Origin of the sequence: Kocuria sp. LUK, from assembly GCF_021012935.1 — a bacterium.
In the GTDB taxonomy this organism is placed as follows: domain Bacteria; phylum Actinomycetota; class Actinomycetes; order Actinomycetales; family Micrococcaceae; genus Kocuria; species Kocuria flava.
This window is the reverse complement of sequence record NZ_JAJMZI010000002.1, coordinates 160,285-184,323: the sequence shown is the minus strand read 5'-3', so window position 1 is coordinate 184,323 and position 24,039 is coordinate 160,285. Positions and strand designations below refer to the sequence as shown.

The window sequence follows — 24,039 nt, the reverse complement described above, 5'->3', positions numbered from 1 at the left end:
TTCAGCGGGCGTCGGCGGGGGCGGGCTGCAGCTCGGCGGGCAGCGGCGGCAGCGTCTCGCCGACCGGCTGGAGCCGGCCCGCCGCGATCGCCGGGAACTGCTCGCGCAGGGCCTCGAAGCTCCAGCCGCCGTCGCGGTGCTCGGTGACCACCGGGGCCGGGTGGGAGAAGACCTGCAGCCGGTCGCCGCCGGCGCCGATGGCCTGGCCGGTGATCCCGGCGGCGTCGTCGGAGGCCAGGTAGGCCACCAGCCCGGCGACGTCGGCGGCGCTGCCGAAGCCGAGCTCCTTGCGGAAGAACTCCGGCATGGGCTCGCCGGCCCGGTCGGCCTCGACGGCGGCGCGGAAGTAGGGGACGGTCTCGGTCATGGCGGTGGCCGCGACGGGGATGACGGCGTTGGCGGTGACGCCGGCCTTCTTCATCTCCAGGGCCCAGGTGCGGACCATGCCCACGATCCCGGCCTTGGCGGCGGCGTAGTTGGTCTGGCCGAAGTTGCCGTACTGGCCGGTGGGGGAGCCGATGGTGATGATCCGCCCGGCCACCCCGTGGTCCTTGAACCACCGGTAGGCCTCGCGCACGCAGGTGAAGGTGCCGCGCAGGTGCACCTGGATCACGAGGTCGAAGTCCTCGTCGGTCATCTTCAGCAGCGACCTGTCGCGCAGCACCCCGGCGTTGGTGACCAGGACGTCGAGCCGTCCGAAGGCCTCCACGGCCCCGTCCACGAGGGCGGTCGCGGTCTCGGTGGAGCCCACGGGGGCGACGACGGCGACGGCGCGCCCGCCGGCCCGGGTGATCGTGGCGACGGCGTTCTCGGCGGTCTGCCGGTCGACGTCGTTGATCACGACGGCGGCGCCCTGCCGGGCGAGCTCCTGGGCGTAGGCGAGGCCGAGGCCCTGACCGGAGCCGGTGACGACGGCGACCTTGCCGTCCAGGGGTGCGGTGTCCTGAGCCATGGGGTTCCTCCTGGGATGTCGGGTGCGGGCCGGCGGGCCGGCCGCGGCGGGTTCAGGACCATTCCATCCACAACCGTTGAAAAAGTCAACAGTTAGGAAATCCCATCTATACTGGAGGTCCGAACGTCCGCACCGGGCCGGTCCGCCCGGTCCCGCCAGCCCGAAGGTCCCGCCCATGACGCCCCGCACCCCCGCCGCTCCCGCCTCCCCGGCGCCCGCCGCCCCGTCCGCCGGTGCGGCGGGGGCCGACGACGGCGCCGCGGGCCCCGACCGTCTCGCCGGCGCCGGCCTGGCGGCGGAGCCGTTCTTCCTGATGGCCCGGGCCTCCACGATGGGCTCCTCGCAGGCCAACCGGGCGCTCGCGGAGCTCGGGCTGAAGGTGCGCCACTACTCCGTGCTGGGCCTGGCGTGCAGCGGTCTCGAGCCGACGCAGCGGGAGCTCAGCCAGTTCCTCGTCCTGGACCCCAGTCAGATCGTCGCCATCATCGACGAGCTCGAGCGGCGGGGCGCCGTCGAGCGCCGCACCGATCCCCGCGACCGCCGCTCGAAGATCCTCGTCCCCACGCCCGCGGGCGAGGAGCTCTACTCCCGGGCCCAGGGGCTCGTGGCCGGCGCCACGGCGCGCTCGCTGGCGGCCCTGACGGAGGAGGAGCGGGACCGGCTGCTGGACCTGCTGCGCCGGGCGGCGTTCTAGGCGCAGCGGCGGGTCCGGCCGCCGCCGGCTCGCCCGGGGGCTCAGCCGCCGGTGTACTCGCCGGTGACGGCGTCGACCGTGCCGGCCTCGATGCCGCGGCACTGCGAGACCCCGGCCTCGGTCACCGGGGTGTACTGCAGACAGAACGCGTCGTAGTAGGGCATGCCGCCCCGCCAGGCCGCGAGCGCCTCGTCGTAGGTGAAGCCCTGCTGGGGGACCGCGCCCGGAGGGGCGGGCGCTCCCGCGGCGACGGCGCAGCCCTGCGGGGAGCCGGCGGTCGTGGCCAGCGGCTGGCCGAGGGCGTCCAGCACGTCCACCTGCTGCGCGCCGGTGCCCATGGCGGAGCGGTACGCCTCGCACAGCCCGACGGCCACGCCGGGGTCGTAGAGGTTCGTGGTCAGCTCGTGGACGAGCCCGCCGCCGCGCTGCTCCTGGACGATCCCGGTGACGGCCCCGGCGTACTGGGCGCCGACGGGGGTGGAGGTGAAGGCCGCCAGGGGGTCCGTGGTGCCGCCCGGGGCGGGCTGCTCGGGTGCGGGGGCCGGGCCGGGCGCCGGGGCCTCGTCCGTGCCGCCGTCCCCGGCGTCGTCGTCCTCGCCGTCGGGCCGGGACTGGGTGGAGGCCACGGTGGGGTCGGGGGAGGCCGAGCCCGTGGCGGAGGGCTCCTGCGAGGGGGAGGCCGTGGCGGATCCGCCGTCGGTGGGGCCGTCACCGTCCGGCGAGGCGCCGTCGGCGCAGCCGGTCAGGAGCAGGCCGGCGGTGAGGAGCAGGGGGAGGAGGGTGGCCTTCGGCTGCATGGGGGCTCTTTCCTCGGCGAGGCGGGGGGCATCTCACACTGTAGGCCGCGGTGCGCCCGGCGGCCGTGCGACGCGGCCGGGCCGGCGGATCCCGGGGCACCTCTGGACAATGTGACCTGCCTCTCATAACCTGGCGTTCACAACAGTTGAGAAAATCAACAGTTCAATTCGACAACTCCACGCAGCCCGCCCGAGGAGGCACTCATGCGCAATCAGGGAATCGGTTCCTGGCTGGACCGCCGGCTGGCGAAGTCCGCCGACCGGACGGCCGTCGTCCACGGCGGGCGGACGCTGACCTACGCCCAGCTGCACGAGCGCTCCCACCGCCTGGCCGGGGCCCTCGCGGAGGCCGGGGTGGGGCGGCGCGACCGGGTGGCCTTCCTGGGCGAGAACAGCCCCGCCTTCCTGGAGGCGCTCTTCGCGGCCGGGCTGCTCGGGGCGGTGCTCGTGCCGATCAACACCCGCCTGGCGGCCCCGGAGGTCCGCTACCAGCTCGAGGACGCCGGCGTCTCCGTCCTCGTGCACGACGCCGGGCTGACCGGCCTGGCCGTGCCGGCCGCCCGGGACCTGCCGGGGATCACCCGGTGGGTCGTGGCCGAGGAGCCGGTCGAGGGCACGCCCACGCTCGACGCGGTGGTCGCCGCGGCGCGGCCTTGGACGGAGGACGTCCCGGTCGGGCTCGAGGACCTCGCCGTGATCCTCTACACCTCCGGCACCACGGGCCGGCCCAAGGGCGCGTGCCTGACCCACGGCAACTTCACGTGGAACTGCGTCAACGTGCTCGTGGACTACGACGTCTCGGCCGACGAGGTCGCCCTGATGATCTCCCCGATGTTCCACGTCGCCTCCCTCGGAATGGGCGTGCTGCCGACCCTGCTCAAGGGCGCGACCCTCGTCCTGGAGTCCCGCTTCGAGCCCGGCCGCGTGCTCGAGCTCATCGAGCGGCACCGGGTCACCTGGCTCTCCGGGGTGCCCACGACCTACCAGATGCTGTGCGAGCACCCGGACTGGGCGCACACCGACCTCTCCTCGCTGCGCAAGCTCACCTGCGGCGGCTCGGCCGTGCCGATGCGGGTCCTCGACGCCTACGAGGACCGCGGGCTGGCCTTCACCGCCAGCTACGGGATGACGGAGACCTCCCCCGGGGCCACGAACCTGCCCGCGGCCCGCTCCCGCGAGAAGGCCGGGTCCTCGGGGCTGCCGCACTTCTTCTCCGACGTGCGGGTCGTCGGCCCCGACGGGAGCCCGGCCGCGCCGGGGGAGACGGGCGAGATCCTGCTCTCGGGACCCAACGTCATCACCGAGTACTGGAACCGCCCCGACGCGGCCGGGTCCTTCGAGGACGGCTGGTTCCACTCCGGGGACCTGGGGCACCTGGACGCGGACGGCTTCCTGTTCGTCTCCGACCGGATGAAGGACATGATCATCTCCGGCGGGGAGAACGTGTACCCGGCCGAGGTCGAGGCCGCGATCCTCGAGCTGCCCGCGGTGGCCGCCGTCGCTGTGATCGGGGTCCCCGACGAGACGTGGGGGGAGGTGCCGCACGCCGTCGTCGTCCCCCGCGAGGGCCACGACCTCACCGCGGAGGCGCTCCAGGAGCACCTGGCCGGGCGCCTGGCCCGCTACAAGGTCCCCAAGACGCTCACGCTCGTGGACGAGATGCCGCGCACCGCCTCCGGGAAGATCCGCAAGAACGTCCTGCGCTCCGAGCTGCGGCCCGAGGTCGCCCGCTGACCGGCCCGGCCGTCTGAGCCCGGGGCGCACTCCGCCGGCCCCCGCCGCCGCCATCACCCCTGCGCCGCGGTGCCCCGTGCGCCGGTGGCGGCACGGACGCCGCCGGCCCGTTCGGGGCGCCCCGGAGCGCCGCCCGGCCCGTTCGGGGCGCCACGCAGCGCCCGTCCGGCCCGTTCGGGGCGCCACGCAGCGCCCGTCCGGCCCGCACCTCCTCCCCGCACGCACCGACCTCTCGTCCACCACGCACCGACCGCTCTCTCCCACCACGCACCGACCGCTCTCTCCCACCACGCCACGGGCCCGTCCACCAGGTCCCCGTCCACCCAGGAGATCCACCATGTCCGCACCCGCCACGCCGCAGCTCGAGCAGCTGAGCCGGCAGGAGAAGCGCCGCGAGGCGCGCCGCGTCGTCGTCTCCAGCTACCTCGGCAGCACCATCGAGTTCTACGACTTCCTGCTCTACGCCACCGCCGCCGCGCTGGTGTTCCCGCACGTCTTCTTCACCGGGCTCGACCCCCTGGCCGCGACGATCGCCTCCTACGGCACCTTCGCCGCCGGCTACGTGGCCCGTCCGCTGGGCGGGGTGGTCTTCGGCCACTTCGGCGACCGGCTGGGCCGGAAGAAGATGCTCGTGCTGTCCATGCTCGTCATGGGCCTGGCCTCGGCGTTCATCGGCCTCGTCCCGCCGGAGTCCGCCATCGGGTCGTGGGGCGCGATCATCCTCGTGACCCTGCGCTTCCTCCAGGGCATCGCCATCGGCGGCGAGTGGGGCGGCGCGGCCCTGATGGCCCTCGAGCACGCCGAGCCGAGCAGGCGCGGCTACGCTGCCTCCTTCGTCAACGCCGGCGCTCCCTCCGGCGCCGCACTGGGCACGTTCGTCATGGGGATCTTCGCCTCCCTGCCCGAGGAGCAGTTCCTGTCCTGGGGCTGGCGGGTGCCCTTCCTGTTCTCCTTCGCGCTGCTGGTCGTGGGCCTGGTCATCCGGGCGCGGATCTCCGAGAGCCCGATCTTCCGGGCGGCCGTGGAGGCGGCCGACCAGCAGGAGACCAGGCCGAAGCTGCCCCTGTGGAGCATCCTGCGCCGGCCCAGGAACGTCGTCCTCGTCATGCTGGGCGGCGCCGCCGGCTTCGCCCTGCAGGTGTTCATGGCCTCCTTCGCCGTCACCTACGCCGTGGAGAACGGCGCCGAGCGCCAGCCGGTGCTCTACGCCTTCGCGACCGCGTCGCTGCTGAGCGTCGGCGTGGTCGTGCTCATGGGGAAGGCCTCGGACCGGGTCGGCCGCCGCCCGCTGATGCTCATCGGCATGGTCCTGTTCATGGCCCTGCTCCAGCCCGTCTTCGCCTGGTTCGCCTCCGCCAGCATCCCCCTGATCTTCCTCGCCTTCCTCGTCGGGCTCGTCTGCCACAGCATGATCTACGGGCCGCTGGCCGCGTTCATCTCCGAGCAGTTCGGCACCACTGCCCGCTACACCGGGGCCTCCGTGGGCTACCAGATGGCCACCCTGCTGGGCGCCGGCTTCACCCCGACGATCGTGGCCGGGCTCTACGGCGCGGAGGGCCGGATCGGGCGGGTCGTCCTCTACCTCGGCGTCCTGACGCTGGTCAGCGGCACGGCGATCCTGCTGACCCGGGAGTCCAAGGACATCGACCTGACCACCTACGAGCACTGAGCACCGTCCGTGACGGCCGGCCCGCCCGCACCCCGGGCGGGCCGGCCGTCACGAACGGTCACCGCCGCGCGCCCGCGACCCGCCTGGGCTAGCGTGCGGAACGGGCCACGGGCCCGCACTGCTGTCGGGGGACGGAACACACGGGGGATCCATGCGGAAGAGTCTGGTGGCACTGGCCGCGCTCGCGGCGGGAGCCGCGGCGCTCGCGTTCTCGGGACCGGCCGCGGCCGAGCCCGAGCTGCACGAGGACGGCACGGGGTTCGTGGCGGCCGAGGACGTGCGGGAGGCGCTGGGCTGGGACGACGCCCGGCTGCGCGCCGCCGCCGGCGAGCTCGAGTTCGTGGCCGAGACCGGCACCGTGACCACCACGACCTGGGACTGCGCCCGCGGGGGCACCGAGGAGGTGCTCCCGCAGCGGATGGACCTCGTCGTCACCCAGTCCCGGGCCGTCACCGCGGTCGCCCGCAGCTCCTGGCGCGGGAAGGTCCTGGGCTTCCGCCTGACCGGCTACGACGGTCGGGGCGCGTCCTCGGCGGCGCCGGAGGGCCCCGCACCCGGGTCCTGCCCCGCCGGCCCCTGGCAGCTCGTCGAGGGCTCCCAGCGCACCGACGAGCAGCCCGGGCGGACCGTGCTCACCGTGCACCACGACGGCGTGGCGCACGACCTCCCCGCGCCCCGCTGAGGCGCTGTCCCGCCGAGGTCTGCTCCGCTCAGCCGCGGGCGCCCAGCAGCCGGCCGACGACCTCCCGGACCGCGGCCACGACGTCGTCGACCTGCTCGGCGGTCGTGCCGGGGGCGAGGCTGAAGCGCACCGCCGTCGTCGCCACCTCGGGCGGGAGACCCATCGCGGTCAGCACGTGCGAGGCCTCGGTGCTCCCGGCGGAGCAGGCCGACCCGGAGGAGACCAGCAGCCCGCGCGCCTCGAGGTCCACGAGCACGGTCTCGCCGTTGACCCCGGGGAAGCAGAAGGACGCGTGCCCGGGCAGCCGTGAACCCGGGTGCTCCCGCGGGTCGGGGCCCGTGAGGAGCGCACCGGGCACGGCGGCCAGGACGCCGCCGATCAGCCGGTCGCGCACCGCGCCCAGCCGGCGGGTCCGGTCCGGGCGCTCCTCGGCGGCCAGCCGCAGGGCGGTGGCCAGCCCCACGGCCCCCGCCACGTCGGAGGTGCCCGGGCGCCGGCCGCGCTCGTGCCCCCCGCCGCTCAGCAGCGGCCGCAGCGGCGTGCCGCGGCGCAGGTAGAGGGCGCCGGTGCCCTTGGGCGCCCCGAGCTTGTGGCCGGCCAGGCTCAGCGCCGCCACGTCGAGCGCTTGTACGTCCAGCTCCAGCGACCCGGCCGCCTGGACCGCATCCGTATGGAACGGGACCTGCCGCGCCCGAGCCACCGCAGCCAGCTCGGCGACCGCCTGGACCGCACCCGTCTCGTTGTTCGCATGCATCACGGATACCACCGCCGTGCCCGGGCGAACAGCCCCCGCGAGCTCGGCGGGGTCCACGAGCCCGTCGGGGCCGACGCCGAGCTCGGTGTGCGCGAAGCCGTCCCAGCGGGCCAGGTCCCGGGCGGAGTCCAGGACCGCGCGGTGCTCGACCGCGCTCGTCACGACGTGGCGCAGCGCCGGGTCCCGGTCGCGGCGGCCCAGGGCGATGCCCTTCACGGCCAGGTTGTCCGCCTCCGTCCCGCCCGAGGTCAGGACCACCTCGGCGGGGCGGCAGTTCAGCACGGCGGCGATGCCCGCGCGGGCCTGCTCGAGGCCGGCCTGCGCGCGCCGGCCCAGCTCGTGGGTGCTCGAGGCGTTGCCGAACTCGCCGGTCAGGTACGGCCACATGGCCTCCAGCACCTCCCGGCGCACGGGGGAGGTGGCGGCGTGGTCGAGGTAGAGCACGGCTCAGTCCAGCCGGACGTCGAGGCCCAGGTCGAGGCTGCGGGCCGAGTGGGTGAGCGCGCCGACCGAGATCACGTCCACGCCCGTGGCCGCGATCTCCCCGATCGTCTCCAGGCGCACCCCGCCGGAGGCCTCCACGGTCGCGCGGCCGTCGACGATCGCGACCCCGCTCACGAGGTCGGGCACGGAGAAGTTGTCGAGCAGGACCGTGTCCGCGCCGCCGGCGAGGACGGGCTCGATCTGGTCGAGCCGGTCGACCTCCACCTCGAGGTGGACGGTGTGCGGCAGCCGACGGCGCAGCCGCCGCAGCGCCCCGGTCAGGTCGGTGCCGTCGGCCGTGAGCAGGGCGAGGTGGTTGTCCTTGGCCATCACCGCGTCCGAGAGGCCGTGGCGGTGGTTGTGCCCGCCACCGCTGACCACGGCGTGCTTCTCGAGCGCGCGCAGCCCCGGGGTGGTCTTGCGGGTGTCGGCGACCCGGGTGCGGGTGATCGTGCCGGCCGGCAGGTTCGCGGCCTGCTCCACGCGGGCCACGGCGGTCTCCACCTCCGCGACGTAGCGGGCGGTCAGCGTCGCGATCCCGCACATGCGCTGGACGAGGTTCAGGGCCAGGCGTTCGCCGGTGAGCACCCCGCGGGCGGGCCCGGTGACGGTCGCGAGCACCGTGCCGGCCTCGAACCGGTCGCCGTCGGCGAGGTGGTGCTCGACGGCCACGGCCGGGTCGGCGGCCGCGAAGGCGGCGGCGAGGACCTCCCCGCCGGAGAACACTCCCGGCTCGCGGGCCACGAGCCCGGCCCGGGCCGTGGTGGTCGCGGGGATGAGGTGCTCGGAGGTGAGGTCGCCCCACGGGGCGTCCTCGGCGAGGCCTCGCTCGACGACCTCGGTGATGGTGGCGCGGGTCAGCATGCGGGGATCCTCTCGTGCATGTCGTCTGAGGCATGTGCACTGGTCAGTGCGGGAACATGCCGTTCGGCGCACCAGAAGGTGCGGGTGGCCAGGGCCGGGTCCGGGTGCGGGTGGTCCTCGCGGGCGTGGGCGCCGCGGGACTCGGTGCGGACGGCCGCCGCGGCCGTCACGGCACGGGCCAGCTCGAGCAGGCCGCGGTCCTCCACGGACCGGCGGTCCGTCCCGGCGGGGGCCCGCAGCGTCCCGAGCCGCCCGGCGAGCGCGGCCAGTCCGGGGCCGTCGCGCAGCACGCCGGCCCCGGCCCACATCGCCTCCTGCAGGGCGGACCGCAGCGGCACGCCGTCGTCGTCGGGTGTTCCCGGTGCGGCCGGTGCCGCGGTGCCCGTCGACGGGGCGGCGGGGAGGGGCCGGACCGGGCCGCGGGGCACGAGGGGACCGCGGTCGTGCCCGAGGGCCGCGGCGACCCGGGCGCCGAGCACCACGCCCTCGAGCAGGGAGTTGGAGGCCAGCCGGTTGGCCCCGTGCACGCCGGTGGCCGCGCACTCGCCCACGGCCCACAGGCCGGGGACGGTGGTGCGCCCGTCGGGGTCGGTGGCGATCCCGCCCATGAGGTAGTGCGCCGCCGGGGTGACGGGCACGGGCTCGCGCGACCAGTCGAGGCCGTGGGCGCGCAGGGCGGCGTCGACGGTGGGGAAGCGCTCGGCCAGGAACTGCCGGCCGAGCCCGGTCGCGTCGAGCACCACGGGACGCCCGTCCTGGGCGAGGCGGCGGCGGACGATCTCGCGGGCCACGACGTCGCGCGGGGCGAGCTCGGCGCGCGGGTGCGCGTCGCGCAGGAAGCGGCGGCCCCCGGCGTCGCGCAGGACCGCGCCCTCCCCGCGGACGGCCTCCGTGACGAGGAAGCAGCCCGGGGCGGCCAGGGCGGTCGGGTGGAACTGCACGAACTCGAGGTCGGCCACCACGGCCCCGGCGCGCAGGGCCGCGGCGATGCCGTCGCCGGTGGCGCCGGGGGCGTTGGTGGTGTGCGGGTAGAGCTGTCCCGCCCCGCCCGTCGCGAGCACGACCGCGTCCGCCCCCACGGTGCGCAGCAGCCCGTTGGGGCCGAGCACCAGCGCGCCGGTCACCGGGGCGTCCCCGGGGCCGCGCAGCAGGTCCACGAGCAGGGTGTGCCGCAGGATCTCCAGACGCCCGGCACGCTCGGCCCCGAGCGCGGCGGCCAGGAGCGCGCGCTGGATCTCCCGGCCCGTCGCGTCGCCGCCGGCGTGCAGGATCCGCGGCACCGAGTGGGCGCCCTCGAGACCCTCGACCCAGGGGGAGCCCGGCCCGGCCGTGCGGTCGAAGGCGACGCCCCACCGCTCGAGGTCCGCCACGGCGGCCGCCGAGCCGGCCACGAGGGCGCGCACGGCGAGCTCCTCGCACAGTCCGGCCCCGGCGGCGAGGGTGTCGGCGACGTGCAGCTCGGCGCGGTCGCGAGGCTGACCGCAGGGCAGGCCGGCGGTCATGGCCGCCATCCCGCCCTGGGCGCGCACGGTGTTCGTGGCGTCGAGGGCGTCCTTGGCCGCGAGCACCACCTCGTGGCCGCGGGCGCAGGCCTCGAGGGCCGTGGTGAGCCCGGCGACGCCGCTGCCCACCACGAGCACGCGCGGGCTCCGGGTGGCGTTCACCGCGGCAGCGCCGCCAGCATCCGCTCGAGCGCCACCTGGGCGTCCCGGGCGGTGGCGGCGTCCACGGAGACCTGGTTGACCACCCGGCCGGCGACGAGCTCCTCCAGCACCCAGGCCAGGTAGCCGGGGTGGATGCGGTACATGGTGGAGCAGGGGCAGATCACGGGGTCGAGGCAGAAGATCGTGTGCTCGGGGTGCTCCGCGGCCAGCCGGTTGACCATGTTGATCTCGGTGCCGATCGCGAAGGTCGTCCCGGGCGCGGCGGCCTCGACGGCCTTGCGGATGTGGTCGGTCGAGCCGCTCTCGTCGGCGGCGTCGACCACGGGCATGGGGCACTCCGGGTGCACGATCACGCGCACCCCGGGGTGCTCGGCGCGGGCCTGCTCGATCTGGGCGGTGGTGAAGCGCCGGTGCACCGAGCAGAAGCCGTGCCACAGGATCACCTGCGCGTCCTCGAGATCCTGCGCGGTGTTCCCGCCCAGGTCCTGGCGCGGGTCCCACATCGGCATCCGTTCGAGGGGGATCCCCATCGCTTTGGCGGTGTTGCGGCCCAGGTGCTGGTCGGGGAAGAACAGCACCCGCCGGCCCCGCTCGAAGGCCCACTCCAGGACGGTGGCGGCGTTGGAGGAGGTGCACACGATCCCGCCGTGGCGGCCGCAGAAGGCCTTGAGCGCCGCGGAGGAGTTCATGTAGGTCACCGGGACCACGGTCTGCCGGCCGTCGTCGTCGGTCTCCCCGAGGACGTCCATCAGCTGCTCCCAGGCCTCCTCGACGGAGTCCTCGTCGGCCATGTCCGCCATGGAGCAGCCGGCGGCGAGGTTGGGCAGGATCACGGACTGGTGCTCGCCGGAGAGGATGTCGGCGGTCTCGGCCATGAAGTGCACGCCGCAGAAGACGATGGCCTCCGCCTCGGGCTTCGACCGGGCGGCGCGGGCCAGCTGGAAGGAGTCGCCGAGGAAGTCGGCGTGCGCGACGATCTCGTCGCGCTGGTAGAAGTGCCCGAGCACCACGACCCGCTCGCCCAGCGCCCGCTTGGCAGCGGTGATGCGGGCCGCGAGCTCCTCGGCGGAGGCGTGCTTGTACTCCTCCGGGATGACCGGCTGGGCCGGGGCGCCGGCGGGCACGGCGTCGTCCTGGGAGGCGCCCGGGCCGTAGCCGGCGGAGAGGGCGGGGGCGAAGTCCCACGGGTTCGTCGCGAGCTCGGAGCTGCAGGTGCTGCGCCCGGCGCCTGCGCCCGGCAGCCCGTCGGGCCGGGTGCGGAGCAGGTCGATGCGGGTGGCGACGGAGGTCATCGGTTCTCCTGGGGAGTGCGGCCGGCCGGTGCCCGGTCGGCGAGGTCGAGGGTCGAGTTGTAGCGGTAGAGCCGGGGCGGGCGGTGGCGCGTGCCCTCCAGCCGCGTCCCGGTGTCGATCACGGCGCCGGAGGCCAGCGCCTGCCGGCGGAAGTTCGCCGGGTCCAGCGGGGCGCCGAGGATCGCCTCGTGCACCTCGCGCAGCTCGGCGAGGGTGAAGGTCTCGCCGAGGAAGGAGAAGGCCACGCGGCTGTAGGTGATCTTGTTGCGCAGCCGCTGGAGGGCGTAGTCCACGATCTCGTCGTGGTCGAAGGCCAGCGGCGGCAGGTCGGCGGCGCGCAGCCACGAGACGTTGAGGTCGGCGTGCAGCTCGGAGGCCTGGTCGGCGCGGATCGAGGCCCAGTAGACGATCGAGACCACCCGCTCGGCGGCGTCCGCGGAGCGGGTGAGGCCGCCGAAGGCGTAGAGCTGCTCGAGGTAGCCCGGCTGCAGTCCGGTCGTCAGGTGCAGGGAGCGGGCGGCGGAGGCCTCGAGGTCCTCGTCCGGGCGCAGCGGCCCGCCCGGCAGCGCCCACAGGCCCCGGAACGGGTCGCGGATGCGCCGGACCAGGGGCAGCCACAGCTCCTTGCGGCCGTCGGGGCCGGTGCCGCGGGCCGCGAAGATCACGGTCGAGACGGCCAGGCCCACCTCCGCTGCGGTCATGGCACCTCCCGGGTCGGCCGCGTTCTTGTCGCACTGACTCTAACACTCTTCTGGTCGATGTGACCTTAACTTTTCCGTGACCGACCGGACGCTGACCAGGCCTCATGATTTCGCGCCTTGTGACGTGGCGTCGCCGGTCCACAGGGGTTGCTCGCGCACACGCGGACCCGCCTACTATCGGGGGCATTCCGCCGCACGGGGACGGCGGTCGAGCGAAGCGGGGGATCCATGGTCCGGTCGTGGTCAGTCGGTGCGCCGGCCGGAGTCGCCCTGCTGGCGGCGCTCCTCCTCACGGGCTGCGCCCCCGGGGAGCCCGGGAACGACGACGCCGCAGCCCCGCCCGGCCCCGGCTCCTCCGGTCCGGCCCCCACTTCCTCCTCGGAGGAGGGCTCCGCGGCGACCGCGGACGAGTACGTGCCCGCCTCGCTCGAGGGCCCCGCCCGCAACGTCCCGGAGCCGGTCCTGCCCGCGCTCGCGAAGGAGGAGTCGCTCGAGGGGGCGCAGGCGTTCCTCGACTACTGGTCGGACGCGATGTGGTTCGCCTACCAGACCGGCGACACGTCGTACGCGCGCGACATCATCAGCCCCCACTGCGAAATCTGCATGGATCAGCTAGCGCTAATTGATGGGGCATATGAGGACGGGGCGTGGTTTATTGGTGGACGAGAGAGTCCAATAATTCAAAGCAAAGAGCTAATTTTATCGACTGATGGTACATATAAGCCTGTGGTCGTCGCCAGTGCAGAGGGGGTTCAACTCGTTGAAGGAGGAAAAGTTACATATGAAGCTGAACCCCGCTCTGGCAAGGGAGATCCTTTCCCGGTTTATCTTGATTTCACAGATTCGTCTTGGATTTATATAACCGCGGCCAATCTTGCGGGGGCTGGGGCCAGCAATGCCACGTAGAGCATCGGCTTGCTTCGTCGTTGCATGTATTGCTTTGGTTCCGACTGAAATTGCTGGCGCAGATGAAGGTGGGTCCGACTGGGCAAAGCGAGCGGCACAACTCAGTGCGGGACATGTGATGCCTGGCCAGCGAGGTGCCAATGCGGAGAACTCAACGAGGGCCGTCGCAGACGGTGAGCAGGTCAAGCTCCAGCTCCGTCTCGAAGAGGGCCCGGTCAGCGGCAGCTCGGAGCAGCCCGTTACCGCCGTCCCTGTCGGCGCCGACCCCGTGGACTACGACCCCGACAAGGACCCCGCGTTCCAGAAGGCGCTGCGGCAGTACCTCGAGGACCAGGGCATCGACCGCCCGTTCAGCCCGGAGTCGATCGCGCGCTCCCGGGAGCAGGTGTTCCGGCTGGAGAACTCCTGCGCGCGCTACCGGGACGACGCCGCGCAGTTCGACGACTGCACGGCCGAGCAGTCCTGCACCCCGGAGGGCGGCGGCACCGGCGTGTACATGAACGTCGTCGTCAACCAGGGCACGGACCTGAACACCCCGTGGGGCGAGCCGATGTGCGTCTCCACCGAGCAGGCGGAGGAGGGCGGCGAGACCATCGAGCTGCCGACCTTCACGCTGGAGGACTTCCGGACCCTCGCCGTCGCCCCGGCGCTGAGCACCGTGGAGCCCTCGCCGGACACGCTGAAGGGCATGCACACGAACGTCTACGCCGTCGCCCAGCCGCAGCAGTTCGCCACGGAGCTCGGCGGCTTCCCGGTCCAGGTCCGGGCGCTGCCGGTGCAGTACGCGTGGAACTACGGCGACGGGACGGGTCTGGGCCCGACCGAGCTCAGCGGCGCGCCCCTGGCGCCGGGGGCGTGGGACAAGCCGACCGACACGAGCCACGTCTACACGCGGACCGGGGACTTCGCGGTCACCCTCACCACCTACTTCGCGGGCGAGTACTCGATCGCGGGCGGGCCGTGGCTGCCCGTGGCCGGGCTCAACGACGTCACGAGCGCGCCCGTCCCGGTCAGCGTCTGGCGCTCGACGGTGCGCAACTACGCCGACGACTGCCTCGAGAACCCGCAGGGCGCGGGCTGCTGATCCCGCTCGCGGGCCGGACCCGCGGGTCTGCACGCCCGGCGGGGACGGATGCACTCGTCCGGCGGCTCGGCCCGCGTGCCCGCCCTCTCCCGGGGTCGTGTGCCCGTCCGCCGACCGGGCCGGGAGTCGTCCGAGCAGCCCGGACCGTGCACCGTTCGAGCACCCCGGAGCAGCTCTCAACATGATGTTCATGCATCTTTCACCGGGGCGGAAGAGGCCGTTGCCGCGGGCTCCCTAGCCTCGGCGCCATGACCACCTCGCGCAGAACCCTGCTCGCCGCCGGCCTCGGTGCCGGCCTCGTCGCCGCCGTCCCCGGGATCGCCACGGCCGCCCCCGGTGCCTCCCGGGGCGCGTCCCTGACGGGGGACCCGTTCACCCTGGGCGTCGCCTCCGGGGACCCCTGGCCCGACGGTTTCGTCCTGTGGACGCGCCTGGCCCTCGACCCGCTGGCCGAGGACGGGCTCGGCGGCATGCCCTCCCGCCCGGTCCAGGTCTCCTGGGAGGTGGCCGAGGACGAGGGCATGCGCTCGGTCGTGCGGCGGGGCAGTGAGATCGCCCGCCCCGAGTCCGCCCACGCGGTGCACGTGGAGCTGCACGGGCTGCGCCCGGGCCGGGAGTACTGGTACCGGTTCCGCACGGCGCGCCACCTCTCCCCGGTGGGGCGGGCCCTGACCACCCCGGCGTGGGACGAGACCCCCGCCGCCCTCGCCATGGCCTTCGCCTCCTGCTCCCAGTACGAGCACGGCTGGTTCACCGCATACCGCCGCATGGCCGAGGACCAGCCGGACCTGGTGCTGCACCTGGGCGACTACCAGTACGAGTACAGGGCGGAGTCCTACGTCTCGGGGGACGGCAACGTCCGCGACCACGAGGGCCCCGAGACCGTGGACCTGCCGACCTACCGGCTGCGCCACGCCCAGTACAAGACGGACGAGGACCTGCAGGCCGCCCACGCCGTGGCCCCGTGGCTGGTGGTGTGGGACGACCACGAGGTGGACAACAACTGGGCCGCGGGCATCCCCGAGAACCGGGACGCGGGGCAGGGCAACGACACGGACGAGCGCTTCCGCCGGCGCCGGGCCGCGGCGTTCCAGGCGTACTGGGAGAACATGCCGCTGCGCCGTCCCTCGGCACCGACGGGCGACCGGATGCGGATCTACCGGCGGGTCCAGTGGGGGCAGCTCGCGAACTTCCACATGCTCGACACCCGCCAGTACCGCGACGACCAGCTCGTCGGGGACGGCTGGGACGAGAACGTCGCGGAGCGCTGGGACCCGGCGCGCTCCATCACGGGCGCGGCGCAGGAGAAGTGGCTGCTGGACGGCTTCCGCTCCTCGACCGCCCGCTGGGACCTGCTGGGCCAGCAGGTGTTCTTCGCCGAGCGGGACCGTGCGCAGGCGCCGGACGTGGACGACGTCTCGATGGACGGCTGGGACGGCTACGCGGCCTCGCGCGAGCGCATCGTGCGGGGCTGGCAGGACGCCGGGGTGCGCAACCCGGTGGTGCTCACGGGCGACGTCCACCGGCACTGGGCGGCCGACATCCGGGCGGACGTCCGGGATCCCGACGCCCCGGTGGTCGGCTCCGAGCTGGTGTGCTCGTCGATCACCTCCACGGGCGACGGCTCCGGCGCGACCAACGACCCGATGATGGCGTGGAACCCGCACCTGAGGTTCTACGCCGACCAGCGCGGCTACGTCCGCACGCGCATCACCCCGGAGGCGATGACCGCGGACTTCCGGGTGCTCGACCGGGTCACCGTCCCCGGCGCGGCGGCCACCACGAAGGCGTCCTGGGTGCTCGAGGACGGGGTGCGGGGCCTGCAGCGCCGCGGATGAGGGTCCGACCGCGGCCGCCCGGGAGTGTCCCGGGCGGCCGCGGTCACGGCGCCTGCGCCGCCGCCCACTCGGCGACGCGCGCGGCGCTCTGCTCGTCGGAGAGGTCCTCGACGCGCGTCATGACGGACCAGCGCACGCCGAAGGGGTCCCGCAGGCTCGCGTACCGGTCCCCGGAGACGAAGTCGGCCACCGGCTCGCGCACCGTGGCGCCGGCGGCCACGGCACGGGCGACGACCGCGTCGACGTCCGGGACGTAGAGCCCCAGCGAGTAGCCGGCGTCGTCGCCGCCGGGCGGCGGCACCAGGTGCAGGGCGGGGTTCGCCTCCCCGACCTGGAGACGGCCGAGGCCGAGGTCCAGCGTCGCGTGGACGACGACGGGGCTGCCGTCGGGGCCGGGCATCTCGGTGCGGTCGACGACCTCGGCCCCGAGGACCTGCTGGTAGAACCGCAAGGCCCCGGCGGCGTCGCGCAGGGCGAGGAAGGGCGTCAGGGCGGTGAAGCCGCGGGGCCGCCCGTCGACGGTGTGCTCGCCGGTGGCGCCGCGGGGTGCGGGGGCGCCGGGGGTGGTGTCCGTGCTGTGCGTGCTCATGGATCCATGCTGGGCGCCGGGCGGTCGCGCGGTCTTGAACATTCCCGCCATCCCGCCCCGGACGCCCGGGCCCCTGGCTACGCTCGGAGCATGAGCGAGCCGCCGACCACGCGGGGCCACCTCACCCCGGGCGCGGGGGCCGTGGTGACGCGCCGCGGCGCGCCCGACGACGTCGCCGCCCTGGTCCGGCAGCTGTGGCTGCCGCAGTGGTCGCTGCCGCCGGGGGAGTCGGCCGAGCAGCTGGTGCTCGGCTACCCGGCGAGCAACGTGGTGGTGGAGCCGGCGGGCGTCGCCCTGCACGGGCCCACGACCCGGGCCTCCACCCGGGTGCTGACCGGCACGGGCTGGGCGGTCGGCGCCCTGCTGCGCCCGGCCGGGGTCCTGCTGTTCACGGACCGCCCCGCGCGGCTGCTGGACGGCTCGGCGCCCCTGGCCGCCGGCCCCCTGCACGAGCGGGTGGTGCGGGCCATGGCCGAGGAGGACCCGCGGGCGCGCCACGACCGGGCGGTGGGACTGCTCCTCGACCACGTGCGGGAGCGGGCGGCGGCCGCGGACCCCGGGCTGCTGGAGGAAGGCCTGCTGGCCAACCGGCTGGTCGACCTCGTCGAGGCGGGTCCGGGGGAGCGGACGCCGGCCGGGCTCGCCCGGCGGCTGCACGTGTCGGAGCGGACGCTGCAGCGGCTGGCGGCGCGCTTCGTGGGGATGCCGCCGGGGCTGCTGCTCCGCCGTCGTCGGCTCCAGGAGGCCGCCGAGCGGGTGCGGGCCGATCCGGGGCTCGATCTCGGGGCGCTCGCCGCAGAGCTCGGCTTCGCGGACCAGTCCCATCTCACCCGGGAGTTCCGGACGGTCCTGGGCACCACCCCGCGCGGCTACGCCCGGTCCCCGCGCGGGGTGGTGCCCGGGGGCCGGGGTGCCGTGCGGCCCCGGCGCTGAGGCGGCGCGGGGTCGGACGACGCGGACCGGGCGGCGCGGGCCGAGCGGCACGGAGTGAGCGGTGCGGATCGGGCGGCGCGGGATCGGGCGGCGCGGGATCGGACGGTGCGGGATTCGGGCGCCACGGGACCGGACGGCACGGATCAGGCGACGCTGCCGGGCCGGCCGTTGCGGCCGACGACGCGCTGCCCGGCGCGCTGCCAGGCCTGCATGCCGCCGCGCAGGCTCGCGACGTCGTAGCCGGCCTCGGCGAGCTGCCGTGCCGCCGCGGCGGAGCGGGCGCCCGAGCGGCACACGAGCACGACCGGGCGCTCCGGGGAGAGCTCGCGGCGGCGGGTGCCGAGGGCGTCGAGGGGGATGTGCCGGGCGCCGGGGGCGTGGCCGGTGCGGTACTCCTGGGGCGTGCGCACGTCCACGAGCACCGCGCCGGTGCGCAGCAGCTCCTGGGCGCGCTCGACGTCGACGGTCTCGAAGGAGCGGCCGGCGGTCCGGCCGAAGAGGCGGCGGAGCAGTCCCACGGCTCAGCGCTCCACGGTGCCGGCCGGGGTGGTGATCGGGTGGCCCGCGCGGTACCACTCGTTGATCCCGCCGAGGACGTTGACGGCGTCGAAGCCCTGGGTCTCGAGGAACTGGGTGGCCCGGGCGCTGCGCCCGCCGCCGGCGCACAGCACGTGCAGCGGCCGTGCGGCGGGGACGTCGTTGAGGGAGTCGGCCAGCCGCGAGAGCGGCACGTTGCGCGCCCCCGCGATCCGGGCCTCGGCGAACTCGTCCTCCTCGCGGACGTCGAGGACCACGGCGTCGGCGCCCAGGCGGGCCAGCTCGTCCACGCTGATGCTCTTCATGGGAAATCCTTCCGGTCGTCCCGACGGACTCGGGTCATGTGCTCTCAATATACCCCAGGGGGTATCGCTTCGACCAGTCTGTGAGCGACGAGACAGGCCGCACGCGAATGATCCGGGACCGGGAACCGTTGAGGGAGGAAGAATCAGCCCCCTGCCGGAAAGGTGTTCCTCGTGCCGCAGACCGTCCTCACCACCCCGCTCGCCGTCGGCTCCCTCGAGCTGCCCAACCGCCTCGTCATGGCCCCGCTGACCCGCCTGCGCGCCGATCGCGACGGCGTGCCCACCGACCTGATCGTCGAGCACTACGCCCAGCGTGCGTCGATGGGTCTGATCGTCACGGAGGGCACCTACCCCGACGTGGTCGGCCAGGGCTTCGCCTTCCAGCCCGGCATCCAGACCCCCGCGCACGTCGCCGGGTGGCGGCGCGTGGCCGAGGCCGTGCACGCCGAGGGCGGCCGGATCTTCATGCAGGTCATGCACGCCGGCCGCATCTCCCACCCCGACCTCAACGGCGGTGCGCAGCCGGTCGCCCCGAGCGCGGAGGCTCCCGGCGGCACGATCCGCACCTACAGCGGCAAGGCCGAGCTGCCCGTCCCCCGCGCCCTGACCGCCGAGGAGCTGCCCGCCGTGGTCGAGAACTTCGTGCAGGGCGCCCGCAACGCGATCGAGGCCGGCCTGGACGGCGTGGAGCTCCACGGCGCCAACGGCTACCTGCTCCACGAGTTCCTCGCGCCCACCGCCAACCACCGCGAGGACGCCTACGGCGGCTCCCCGGAGAACCGGGCCCGCTTCGTGGTCGAGGTCGTGCGGGCCGTGGCCGAGGCGGTCGGACCCGACCGGGTCGGGCTGCGGATCTCCCCGGAGCACAACATCCAGGGCGCGCTCGAGACCGACCGTGCCGACGTCGAGGCCACCTACGGCGCCCTGGTCGACGGCATCGCCGGCCTCGGCCTCGCCTACCTCTCCGTGCTCCACGCCGAGCCCGGCGACGAGCTCGTCCAGAGCCTGCGCACCCGCTTCGGCGGGGCGTTCCTCGCCAACAGCGGCTTCGGCACCCCCACCACTCGCGAGGAGTCGGTCCGGCTGCTGGAGGAGGGCGTGGCGGACGGCGTCGTCGTCGGGCGTCCCGCGATCGCGAACCCGGACCTCGTCCGCCGCTGGTCGGAGGGGCTTCCCGAGACCCCGGCCGACCCCCGGACCTTCTACGCGCAGGGCCCCGAGGGCTACATCGACTACCCGTTCGTCGGGGAGGGCGCGCCCAGCGGCGCGGCGTAGCGCACGGACCCCGCCGGTGGCGCGCCCGCGGGGGTCCGGCCCCTGCGCGCTGCCGCCCGCTGCTGCGCGGGCCGGCCTGCCGATCGGAGCGGGGTCGCGGTTCGCCGGGGTCCCGGTCGGTGCGCCGCCGTTCTGCGCGGGCTGATCTCCGCGCCTCGTGCGGCCGGGGCCGCCCGGTGTGCCCCGGCGGGAACGGGCCCGCCGGTGATCCGGATCACTTTTTAGGGTGTCCGACGCGGACCGGATGATGGTCCCATGACCTCTCCCGCCGTCCGTCCCGCCGTGGCGGTCCCGCGTGCGACCGGTGGCCCGGACAGCGCTGCCACCGGGCTCCGCGGTGGGCGGCGGACGGTCGAGGGGCGACCGGTCACCGGCTGCGTCGCCGGCCACCCGCGGACGGACCGGCACGGGAGCCCGGCGGCCGGCGGCGCGGGTTTTCCGCCTCCCCGACTGCCTCACCGGACGGAGTACGCCGCCGCGGTGACGGCCCTGACGGAGGCCTGGCAGGACGAGGCCCGGGCCGCCGGGGCGCAGTACCGCCTGCTCCACCGGCTCTGGGAGCTCGCACGCCGGGAGCAGGAGCGGGCCTGGCAGACCCGGGCGGCGTGGCTGCGCGCGGGAGCGGTCGCGGCCGTCCCCTCGTCCGCGCAGGCGGAGGAGCAGGCGCTCCTCGACGTCGCCGAGGAGGCCGCCCCGGCGCTGCGGCTGCCGTCCGTGACGGCCATGGGACGGGTGCGGGAGGCGATCACGCTCGGTGAGCACCTGCCCGAGGTCCTCGCCGAGCTGGAGCACGGCGACGTGGGCGTGGCGCAGGCCCGGGTCGTCATCGCGCTGTGGCAGGACCTGGTGGAGCATCCCGGTCTGCCGGCCGACCGGCGCCCCGCCGAACCGGCCGTGCGCAGGGTGGCCCGGGAGCTGCTCGACCGGGCGCCGGACTCGACCGCGGCCCAGCTGCGGGCGGTCGCCCGGGCGCGGCGGGCCGGGCTGCAGGCGGGGCTCGAGGCGGCGCACCGTGCGGCCCGGGCCCGCCGGAGGGTGTGGGTGGAGCCCGCGGAGGACGGGATGGCCCAGCTGTGCGCGGTCCTGGAGGCGCCCGTGGCCGCGGCCGTCCTGGACCGGCTCGAGGTCCTGGCGGCGGCCCAGGCGGACGCCCCGGGACACCCCGGTGACGCGCCCGGCTCCTGCGGCACCGCGGCCGCCGCCTCTGCTGCCCCCGGCTCGCCTGCGGCCGACCTCCTCGAGCAGCTGGAGCCCGCGGGCGTCGATCCGTCCCATCCGTCCGTCCGGCGCAGCGCCGCCCAGCGGCGGGCGGACGTTCTGGCGGACCTGCTGCTCGAGGGCGAGCCCGCCCGGTGGCCGGAGCACCTCCGGGGGATCCGTGGTCAGGTCACCGTCACCGTTCCCGCCCTGGCCCTGTTCGACCACGCGCAGCGGCATCAGCGCCCCGCTCCGGGCACGCCGTCGAACGGCTGCGCCGACCTGGGCGGTTTCGGCCCGGTGACGGTGGCGCAGATCGCGGAGATCGCCGCGGCGGCCCCCTCCTGGGCGCGGGTGCTCACCGACCCGGTCACCGGGGTGGTCCTCGACCACGACCGTCGTACCTACGCCGTCCCCGCCGACCTGCGGCGGCGACTGCGGCTCCGTGACGGGACCTGCCGCTTCCCCGGCTGCCGGCGCCGGGCCGAGCGCTGCGACCTCGACCACACGCTGGCCTGGGAGGACGGCGGCACGACCGCCGCCCACAACCTCGCCCACCTGTGCCGCGGCCACCATCGCCTCAAGCACCGCAGTAGCCCGTTCGGGGCCTGGCGGGTCCAGCAGGCCCGACCACGGAGTCCGGAGTCCTTGCCACCGGGCGGTGGGGGCGGCGCTCCACCCGGCGTCCCGGGCGACGGCGTGCTGGAGTGGACGTCGCCCGCCGGTCGTATCTATCGCACGCTTCCGCAGGTCCTCGGCTCCCCGCCCGTTGCGTCGGGGCCCTCCTCCGACACGGCTTGCTGCACGACCCCGGTCGGCTCGGGGTCCGCATCGCCGGTGGGCACGGGGTCCACACTGCAGACCGGCTCGGGGCCCGCAACATCGATCGACACAGGGACCGCGCCCGCGATCGGAGCAGGTCCCGCGTTCCCGGTCGGCTCGGGGTCCACCACCACGAGCGGCGCGGGGCTCGCATCGCCGGTCGGCGCGGGGCCCGCACCGCAGGGCGGCGTGGGGTCCACAGCCAGGATCAGCGCGGGGACCGCGCCCTCGACCCGTGCGGGGTCGAGGTCCCCGGTCGACGAGCCGTCACGGCCGGGGCGCGGTCCGTCGTCCGTGGACGAGCCACGGACGCTCACCGGCGATCCCCCACCGTTCTGACGGTCTCCGTCGCTGCGGCAGCGCGGCCGGTGCCGCAGCGACCGCAGTGCCGACTGCCGGTGCCGACTGCCGGTGCCGATCACCGGTGCTGGCTCGCGGACCCGCGCTCTGGAAGGCTGGGACGGCCCTGTCCCGCACCGTCCCGACGAGCCTGGAGAACGGGTCCGACATGACCGACACCCCCACCCCCGAGCGCATGCGCTCCGTGCTGCTGGAGCTCGCCCGGAGCCGGGGCCCGGAGCGGACGATCTGTCCCTCCGAGGCGGCGCGCGCCCTCGACGCGGACGACTGGCGGGAGCTCATGGAACCCGTGCGCGCTCAGGCGTGCCGGCTCGCCGACGAGGGCCTGGTGGAGATCACCCAGAAAGGCGCGGCCGTGGACGGCCGCACCGCCCGGGGGCCGATCCGCGTCCGCATCCGCTGAGCCCCGGCGGCTGGGCGGACGGGGAGGTTCCGCTCGCACGGCCCGTCCTCTGGTCTGCCACGTGCGTGGTCCCGCCCGGCCACCGCTGTGTTCCGGCGGTGGCGCTGTTCCCCTGGTCGGCGGTGGTGCGGCCGTCCCAGGGCGGTGGTGGGAGCTCCCCGGCCGGCCGTGGCCTCCCCTCCAGCGGCCCGGGTAGCGTGGGGGTCATGACGCCCGCACCTGTCAGCGCCGTCCTCGGCACCGTCGCCACGGCCCCGTTCGCGGTGCTCAAGCGCTTCCGCCCGCACCGGCCCATCCACACGGAAGGGGTCGGACTCGAGGGCACGCTGCTGCGGACCGGCGGCGCGAGCGGCATCCGCTGGATCGACGAGCCGGGCCAGGACCCCGTGCGGGCGCGCTTCTCCCGCTCCTTCGGCTTCCCGCACGGCTGGCCCGACATCCTGGGCCTCGCCCTGCGGGTGCCCGGCGCCGAGCCGGGCGACCGTGCCGACGTCCTCCTCGCCACCGCGGGGGAGGGCCGGCTCTCCCGCTTCGTCCCGACCTTCCACCGCCGCGTGCCGGAGAGCGCGTTCGCGTCCTTCATGCCCTACCGCGGCGACCGGGGGCCGGTGCTCGTCGCGGCCCGTCCCGAGCCGCGGGAGCAGCCGCTGGCCACGAGTCCCGACCGCTTCCGGCAGTCGCTCGCCGGGAACCCGTGGGTGCTGGACCTGCTCTGGGCCACTCCCACGGGGCCGTGGCAGCGCTTCGGCACCCTGGAGCTGCGACCGGGCGCGCCGTTCGGCCCCGACGAGCGCTTCGACCCGCTCCTCAACGTCCCGGTCGGGGCCCGCAACTACGGGTGGACCCACCGCCTCCGGGAGCCCTCGTACACGCTGGCCCGCACCCCGCGGGAGCGTCCGGGCCGGGCGTAGGATCAGGGCATGGGACTGACGCTGCGCCCCGGCACCGGAGCTCCGTCCACCGGCCGCCGCCACGCGCTCGTGGACTCCCCGATCGGCCCGCTCGCCCTGGTCGACGAGGACGGCGCGCTCGCGGCCCTCTCCGTCGAGGGTGCCCGCCAGGGTCCGGTGCCCGCCTCCTTCGGCCCGCGCGACGACGACGCCCTGCCGCACGTCCGGGCGCAGCTGGACGAGTACTTCGCCGGACGGCTGACCGAGTTCGAGGCCGACGTCGTCCTCCACGGCACCCCGTTCCAGCAGCGGGTGTGGCGTGCGCTGGCCGGCGTGGGCTACGGCACCACGGCCACCTACGGCCGGATCGCCCGCGAGATCGGCGCTCCGCGCGCGGCACAGGCCGTGGGCGCCGCCAACGGCCGCAACCCGGTGAGCCTGCTCGTGCCGTGCCACCGCGTGGTGGGCGCTGGTGGCCGGCTCACCGGCTACGCCGGCGGCATGGCCCGCAAGGAGTTCCTGCTGCGGCTGGAAGGAGCCCTGCTGTGACGGACGCCCCGGCCGTGCGGGGCCCGCGATCCTCCTGACGCGGCACGGGGACCGCGCCCGGCTGC

Annotated in this window: 23 protein-coding genes; 13 read left to right on the top strand and 10 right to left on the bottom strand. The window is 75.2% G+C overall.

All coding sequences use genetic code 11. The features are described from left to right. Nucleotide 1: 1 nt before the first annotated feature. A complete protein-coding gene (locus LQU92_RS03645) occupies nucleotides 2-952 on the bottom strand; it encodes an SDR family NAD(P)-dependent oxidoreductase (protein WP_230661159.1) in 951 nt (316 codons plus the stop codon). Nucleotides 953-1,127: 175 nt separating this feature from the next. Here LQU92_RS03645 and LQU92_RS03640 point away from each other — a divergent pair, with 175 nt between their 5' ends. Further along, nucleotides 1,128-1,646 (top strand): MarR family winged helix-turn-helix transcriptional regulator, encoded by a 519-nt coding sequence (locus LQU92_RS03640; protein ID WP_230661156.1) that lies wholly within the window; start codon nucleotides 1,128-1,130, stop codon nucleotides 1,644-1,646. 41 nt (nucleotides 1,647-1,687) lie between these two features. Here LQU92_RS03640 and LQU92_RS03635 read toward each other — a convergent pair whose 3' ends face one another. Continuing rightward, nucleotides 1,688-2,443, bottom strand: a complete 756-nt coding sequence (locus LQU92_RS03635) for a hypothetical protein (RefSeq protein WP_230661148.1) — start codon at nucleotides 2,441-2,443, stop codon at nucleotides 1,688-1,690. 204 nt (nucleotides 2,444-2,647) lie between these two features. Between LQU92_RS03635 and menE the strand changes: the two genes are divergently transcribed. The 3 genes from menE (at nucleotide 2,648) to LQU92_RS03620 (ending at nucleotide 6,528) form a co-directional block, all read left to right on the top strand. Continuing rightward, nucleotides 2,648-4,177 (top strand): o-succinylbenzoate--CoA ligase, encoded by a 1,530-nt coding sequence (gene menE / locus LQU92_RS03630; protein ID WP_230661145.1) that lies wholly within the window; start codon nucleotides 2,648-2,650, stop codon nucleotides 4,175-4,177. Nucleotides 4,178-4,514: 337 nt separating this feature from the next. Then, nucleotides 4,515-5,846: an MFS transporter gene (locus tag LQU92_RS03625; protein WP_230661142.1), complete on the top strand. Its 1,332-nt coding sequence runs from the start codon at nucleotides 4,515-4,517 to the stop codon at nucleotides 5,844-5,846. Nucleotides 5,847-5,997: 151 nt separating this feature from the next. Then, nucleotides 5,998-6,528: a hypothetical protein gene (locus LQU92_RS03620; RefSeq protein WP_230661139.1), complete on the top strand. Its 531-nt coding sequence runs from the start codon at nucleotides 5,998-6,000 to the stop codon at nucleotides 6,526-6,528. Nucleotides 6,529-6,556: 28 nt separating this feature from the next. Here the strand turns inward: LQU92_RS03620 and LQU92_RS03615 are convergent, their stop codons facing one another. From LQU92_RS03615 to LQU92_RS03595, 5 genes are read right to left on the bottom strand one after another with little or no spacing between them, the layout of a single operon-like run. Continuing rightward, nucleotides 6,557-7,726 (bottom strand): cysteine desulfurase family protein, encoded by a 1,170-nt coding sequence (locus LQU92_RS03615; RefSeq protein ID WP_230661136.1) that lies wholly within the window; start codon nucleotides 7,724-7,726, stop codon nucleotides 6,557-6,559. Nucleotides 7,727-7,729: 3 nt separating this feature from the next. Next, nucleotides 7,730-8,629, bottom strand: coding sequence for a carboxylating nicotinate-nucleotide diphosphorylase (gene nadC / locus LQU92_RS03610; protein ID WP_230661133.1), 900 nt, complete (start codon nucleotides 8,627-8,629; stop codon nucleotides 7,730-7,732). Continuing rightward, the gene (nadB, locus tag LQU92_RS03605; RefSeq protein WP_230661127.1) at nucleotides 8,623-10,293 is read right to left on the bottom strand and encodes an L-aspartate oxidase; all 1,671 of its coding nucleotides are present in this window, start codon (nucleotides 10,291-10,293) and stop codon (nucleotides 8,623-8,625) included. The genes nadC and nadB overlap by 7 nt, the downstream gene beginning before the upstream one ends. Further along, complete coding sequence (gene nadA, locus LQU92_RS03600; protein WP_230661124.1) at nucleotides 10,290-11,585, bottom strand: quinolinate synthase NadA; 1,296 nt, start codon at nucleotides 11,583-11,585, stop codon at nucleotides 10,290-10,292. Before nadA ends, nadB begins: the two co-directional genes overlap by 4 nt. Next, on the bottom strand, nucleotides 11,582-12,286 hold the full coding sequence (locus LQU92_RS03595) for an NUDIX domain-containing protein (protein WP_230661120.1): 705 nt from the start codon (nucleotides 12,284-12,286) through the stop codon (nucleotides 11,582-11,584). The genes nadA and LQU92_RS03595 overlap by 4 nt, the downstream gene beginning before the upstream one ends. A gap of 414 nt (nucleotides 12,287-12,700) precedes the next feature. Between LQU92_RS03595 and LQU92_RS03590 the strand changes: the two genes are divergently transcribed. The 3 genes from LQU92_RS03590 to LQU92_RS03580 all read left to right on the top strand — a co-directional run bounded on the left by LQU92_RS03590 (nucleotide 12,701) and on the right by LQU92_RS03580 (nucleotide 16,114). Continuing rightward, a complete protein-coding gene (locus LQU92_RS03590) occupies nucleotides 12,701-13,192 on the top strand; it encodes a DUF6318 family protein (protein ID WP_230661114.1) in 492 nt (163 codons plus the stop codon). 268 nt (nucleotides 13,193-13,460) lie between these two features. Continuing rightward, nucleotides 13,461-14,276, top strand: a complete 816-nt coding sequence (locus tag LQU92_RS03585; RefSeq protein ID WP_230661109.1) for a PKD domain-containing protein — start codon at nucleotides 13,461-13,463, stop codon at nucleotides 14,274-14,276. Between the two features lie 248 nt (nucleotides 14,277-14,524). Then, nucleotides 14,525-16,114: an alkaline phosphatase gene (locus tag LQU92_RS03580; RefSeq protein WP_230661106.1), complete on the top strand. Its 1,590-nt coding sequence runs from the start codon at nucleotides 14,525-14,527 to the stop codon at nucleotides 16,112-16,114. 43 nt (nucleotides 16,115-16,157) lie between these two features. Here LQU92_RS03580 and LQU92_RS03575 read toward each other — a convergent pair whose 3' ends face one another. Further along, entirely contained in the window at nucleotides 16,158-16,703 is a 546-nt protein-coding gene (locus LQU92_RS03575; RefSeq protein ID WP_230661102.1) for a glyoxalase/bleomycin resistance/extradiol dioxygenase family protein, read from the bottom strand. A gap of 90 nt (nucleotides 16,704-16,793) precedes the next feature. On the opposite strand from LQU92_RS03575, the gene LQU92_RS15100 reads away from it, so the two are divergent. Continuing rightward, the gene (locus LQU92_RS15100) at nucleotides 16,794-17,636 is read left to right on the top strand and encodes a helix-turn-helix domain-containing protein (RefSeq protein WP_305067850.1); all 843 of its coding nucleotides are present in this window, start codon (nucleotides 16,794-16,796) and stop codon (nucleotides 17,634-17,636) included. A gap of 143 nt (nucleotides 17,637-17,779) precedes the next feature. Here LQU92_RS15100 and LQU92_RS03565 read toward each other — a convergent pair whose 3' ends face one another. Both LQU92_RS03565 and LQU92_RS03560 read right to left on the bottom strand, forming a co-directional pair. Next, nucleotides 17,780-18,154, bottom strand: coding sequence for a rhodanese-like domain-containing protein (locus tag LQU92_RS03565; RefSeq protein WP_101851313.1), 375 nt, complete (start codon nucleotides 18,152-18,154; stop codon nucleotides 17,780-17,782). Nucleotides 18,155-18,157: 3 nt separating this feature from the next. Beyond that, a complete protein-coding gene (locus LQU92_RS03560; protein WP_101851314.1) occupies nucleotides 18,158-18,478 on the bottom strand; it encodes a rhodanese-like domain-containing protein in 321 nt (106 codons plus the stop codon). A 171-nt stretch (nucleotides 18,479-18,649) separates the two neighbouring features. Between LQU92_RS03560 and LQU92_RS03555 the strand changes: the two genes are divergently transcribed. From LQU92_RS03555 to LQU92_RS03535, 5 genes are all read left to right on the top strand, one after another. Continuing rightward, entirely contained in the window at nucleotides 18,650-19,753 is a 1,104-nt protein-coding gene (locus LQU92_RS03555) for an alkene reductase (protein WP_257879628.1), read from the top strand. 480 nt (nucleotides 19,754-20,233) lie between these two features. Further along, entirely contained in the window at nucleotides 20,234-22,111 is a 1,878-nt protein-coding gene (locus LQU92_RS03550) for an HNH endonuclease signature motif containing protein (protein ID WP_230661099.1), read from the top strand. A 169-nt stretch (nucleotides 22,112-22,280) separates the two neighbouring features. Continuing rightward, nucleotides 22,281-22,535 carry a DUF3253 domain-containing protein gene (locus LQU92_RS03545; protein ID WP_101851316.1) on the top strand — a complete coding sequence of 85 codons (255 nt, stop codon included), beginning with the start codon at nucleotides 22,281-22,283 and terminating at the stop codon, nucleotides 22,533-22,535. A 206-nt stretch (nucleotides 22,536-22,741) separates the two neighbouring features. After that, entirely contained in the window at nucleotides 22,742-23,446 is a 705-nt protein-coding gene (locus LQU92_RS03540; protein WP_230661092.1) for a hypothetical protein, read from the top strand. Nucleotides 23,447-23,455: 9 nt separating this feature from the next. Then, entirely contained in the window at nucleotides 23,456-23,974 is a 519-nt protein-coding gene (locus LQU92_RS03535; RefSeq protein ID WP_058857511.1) for a methylated-DNA--[protein]-cysteine S-methyltransferase, read from the top strand. Nucleotides 23,975-24,039 lie beyond the last annotated feature (65 nt).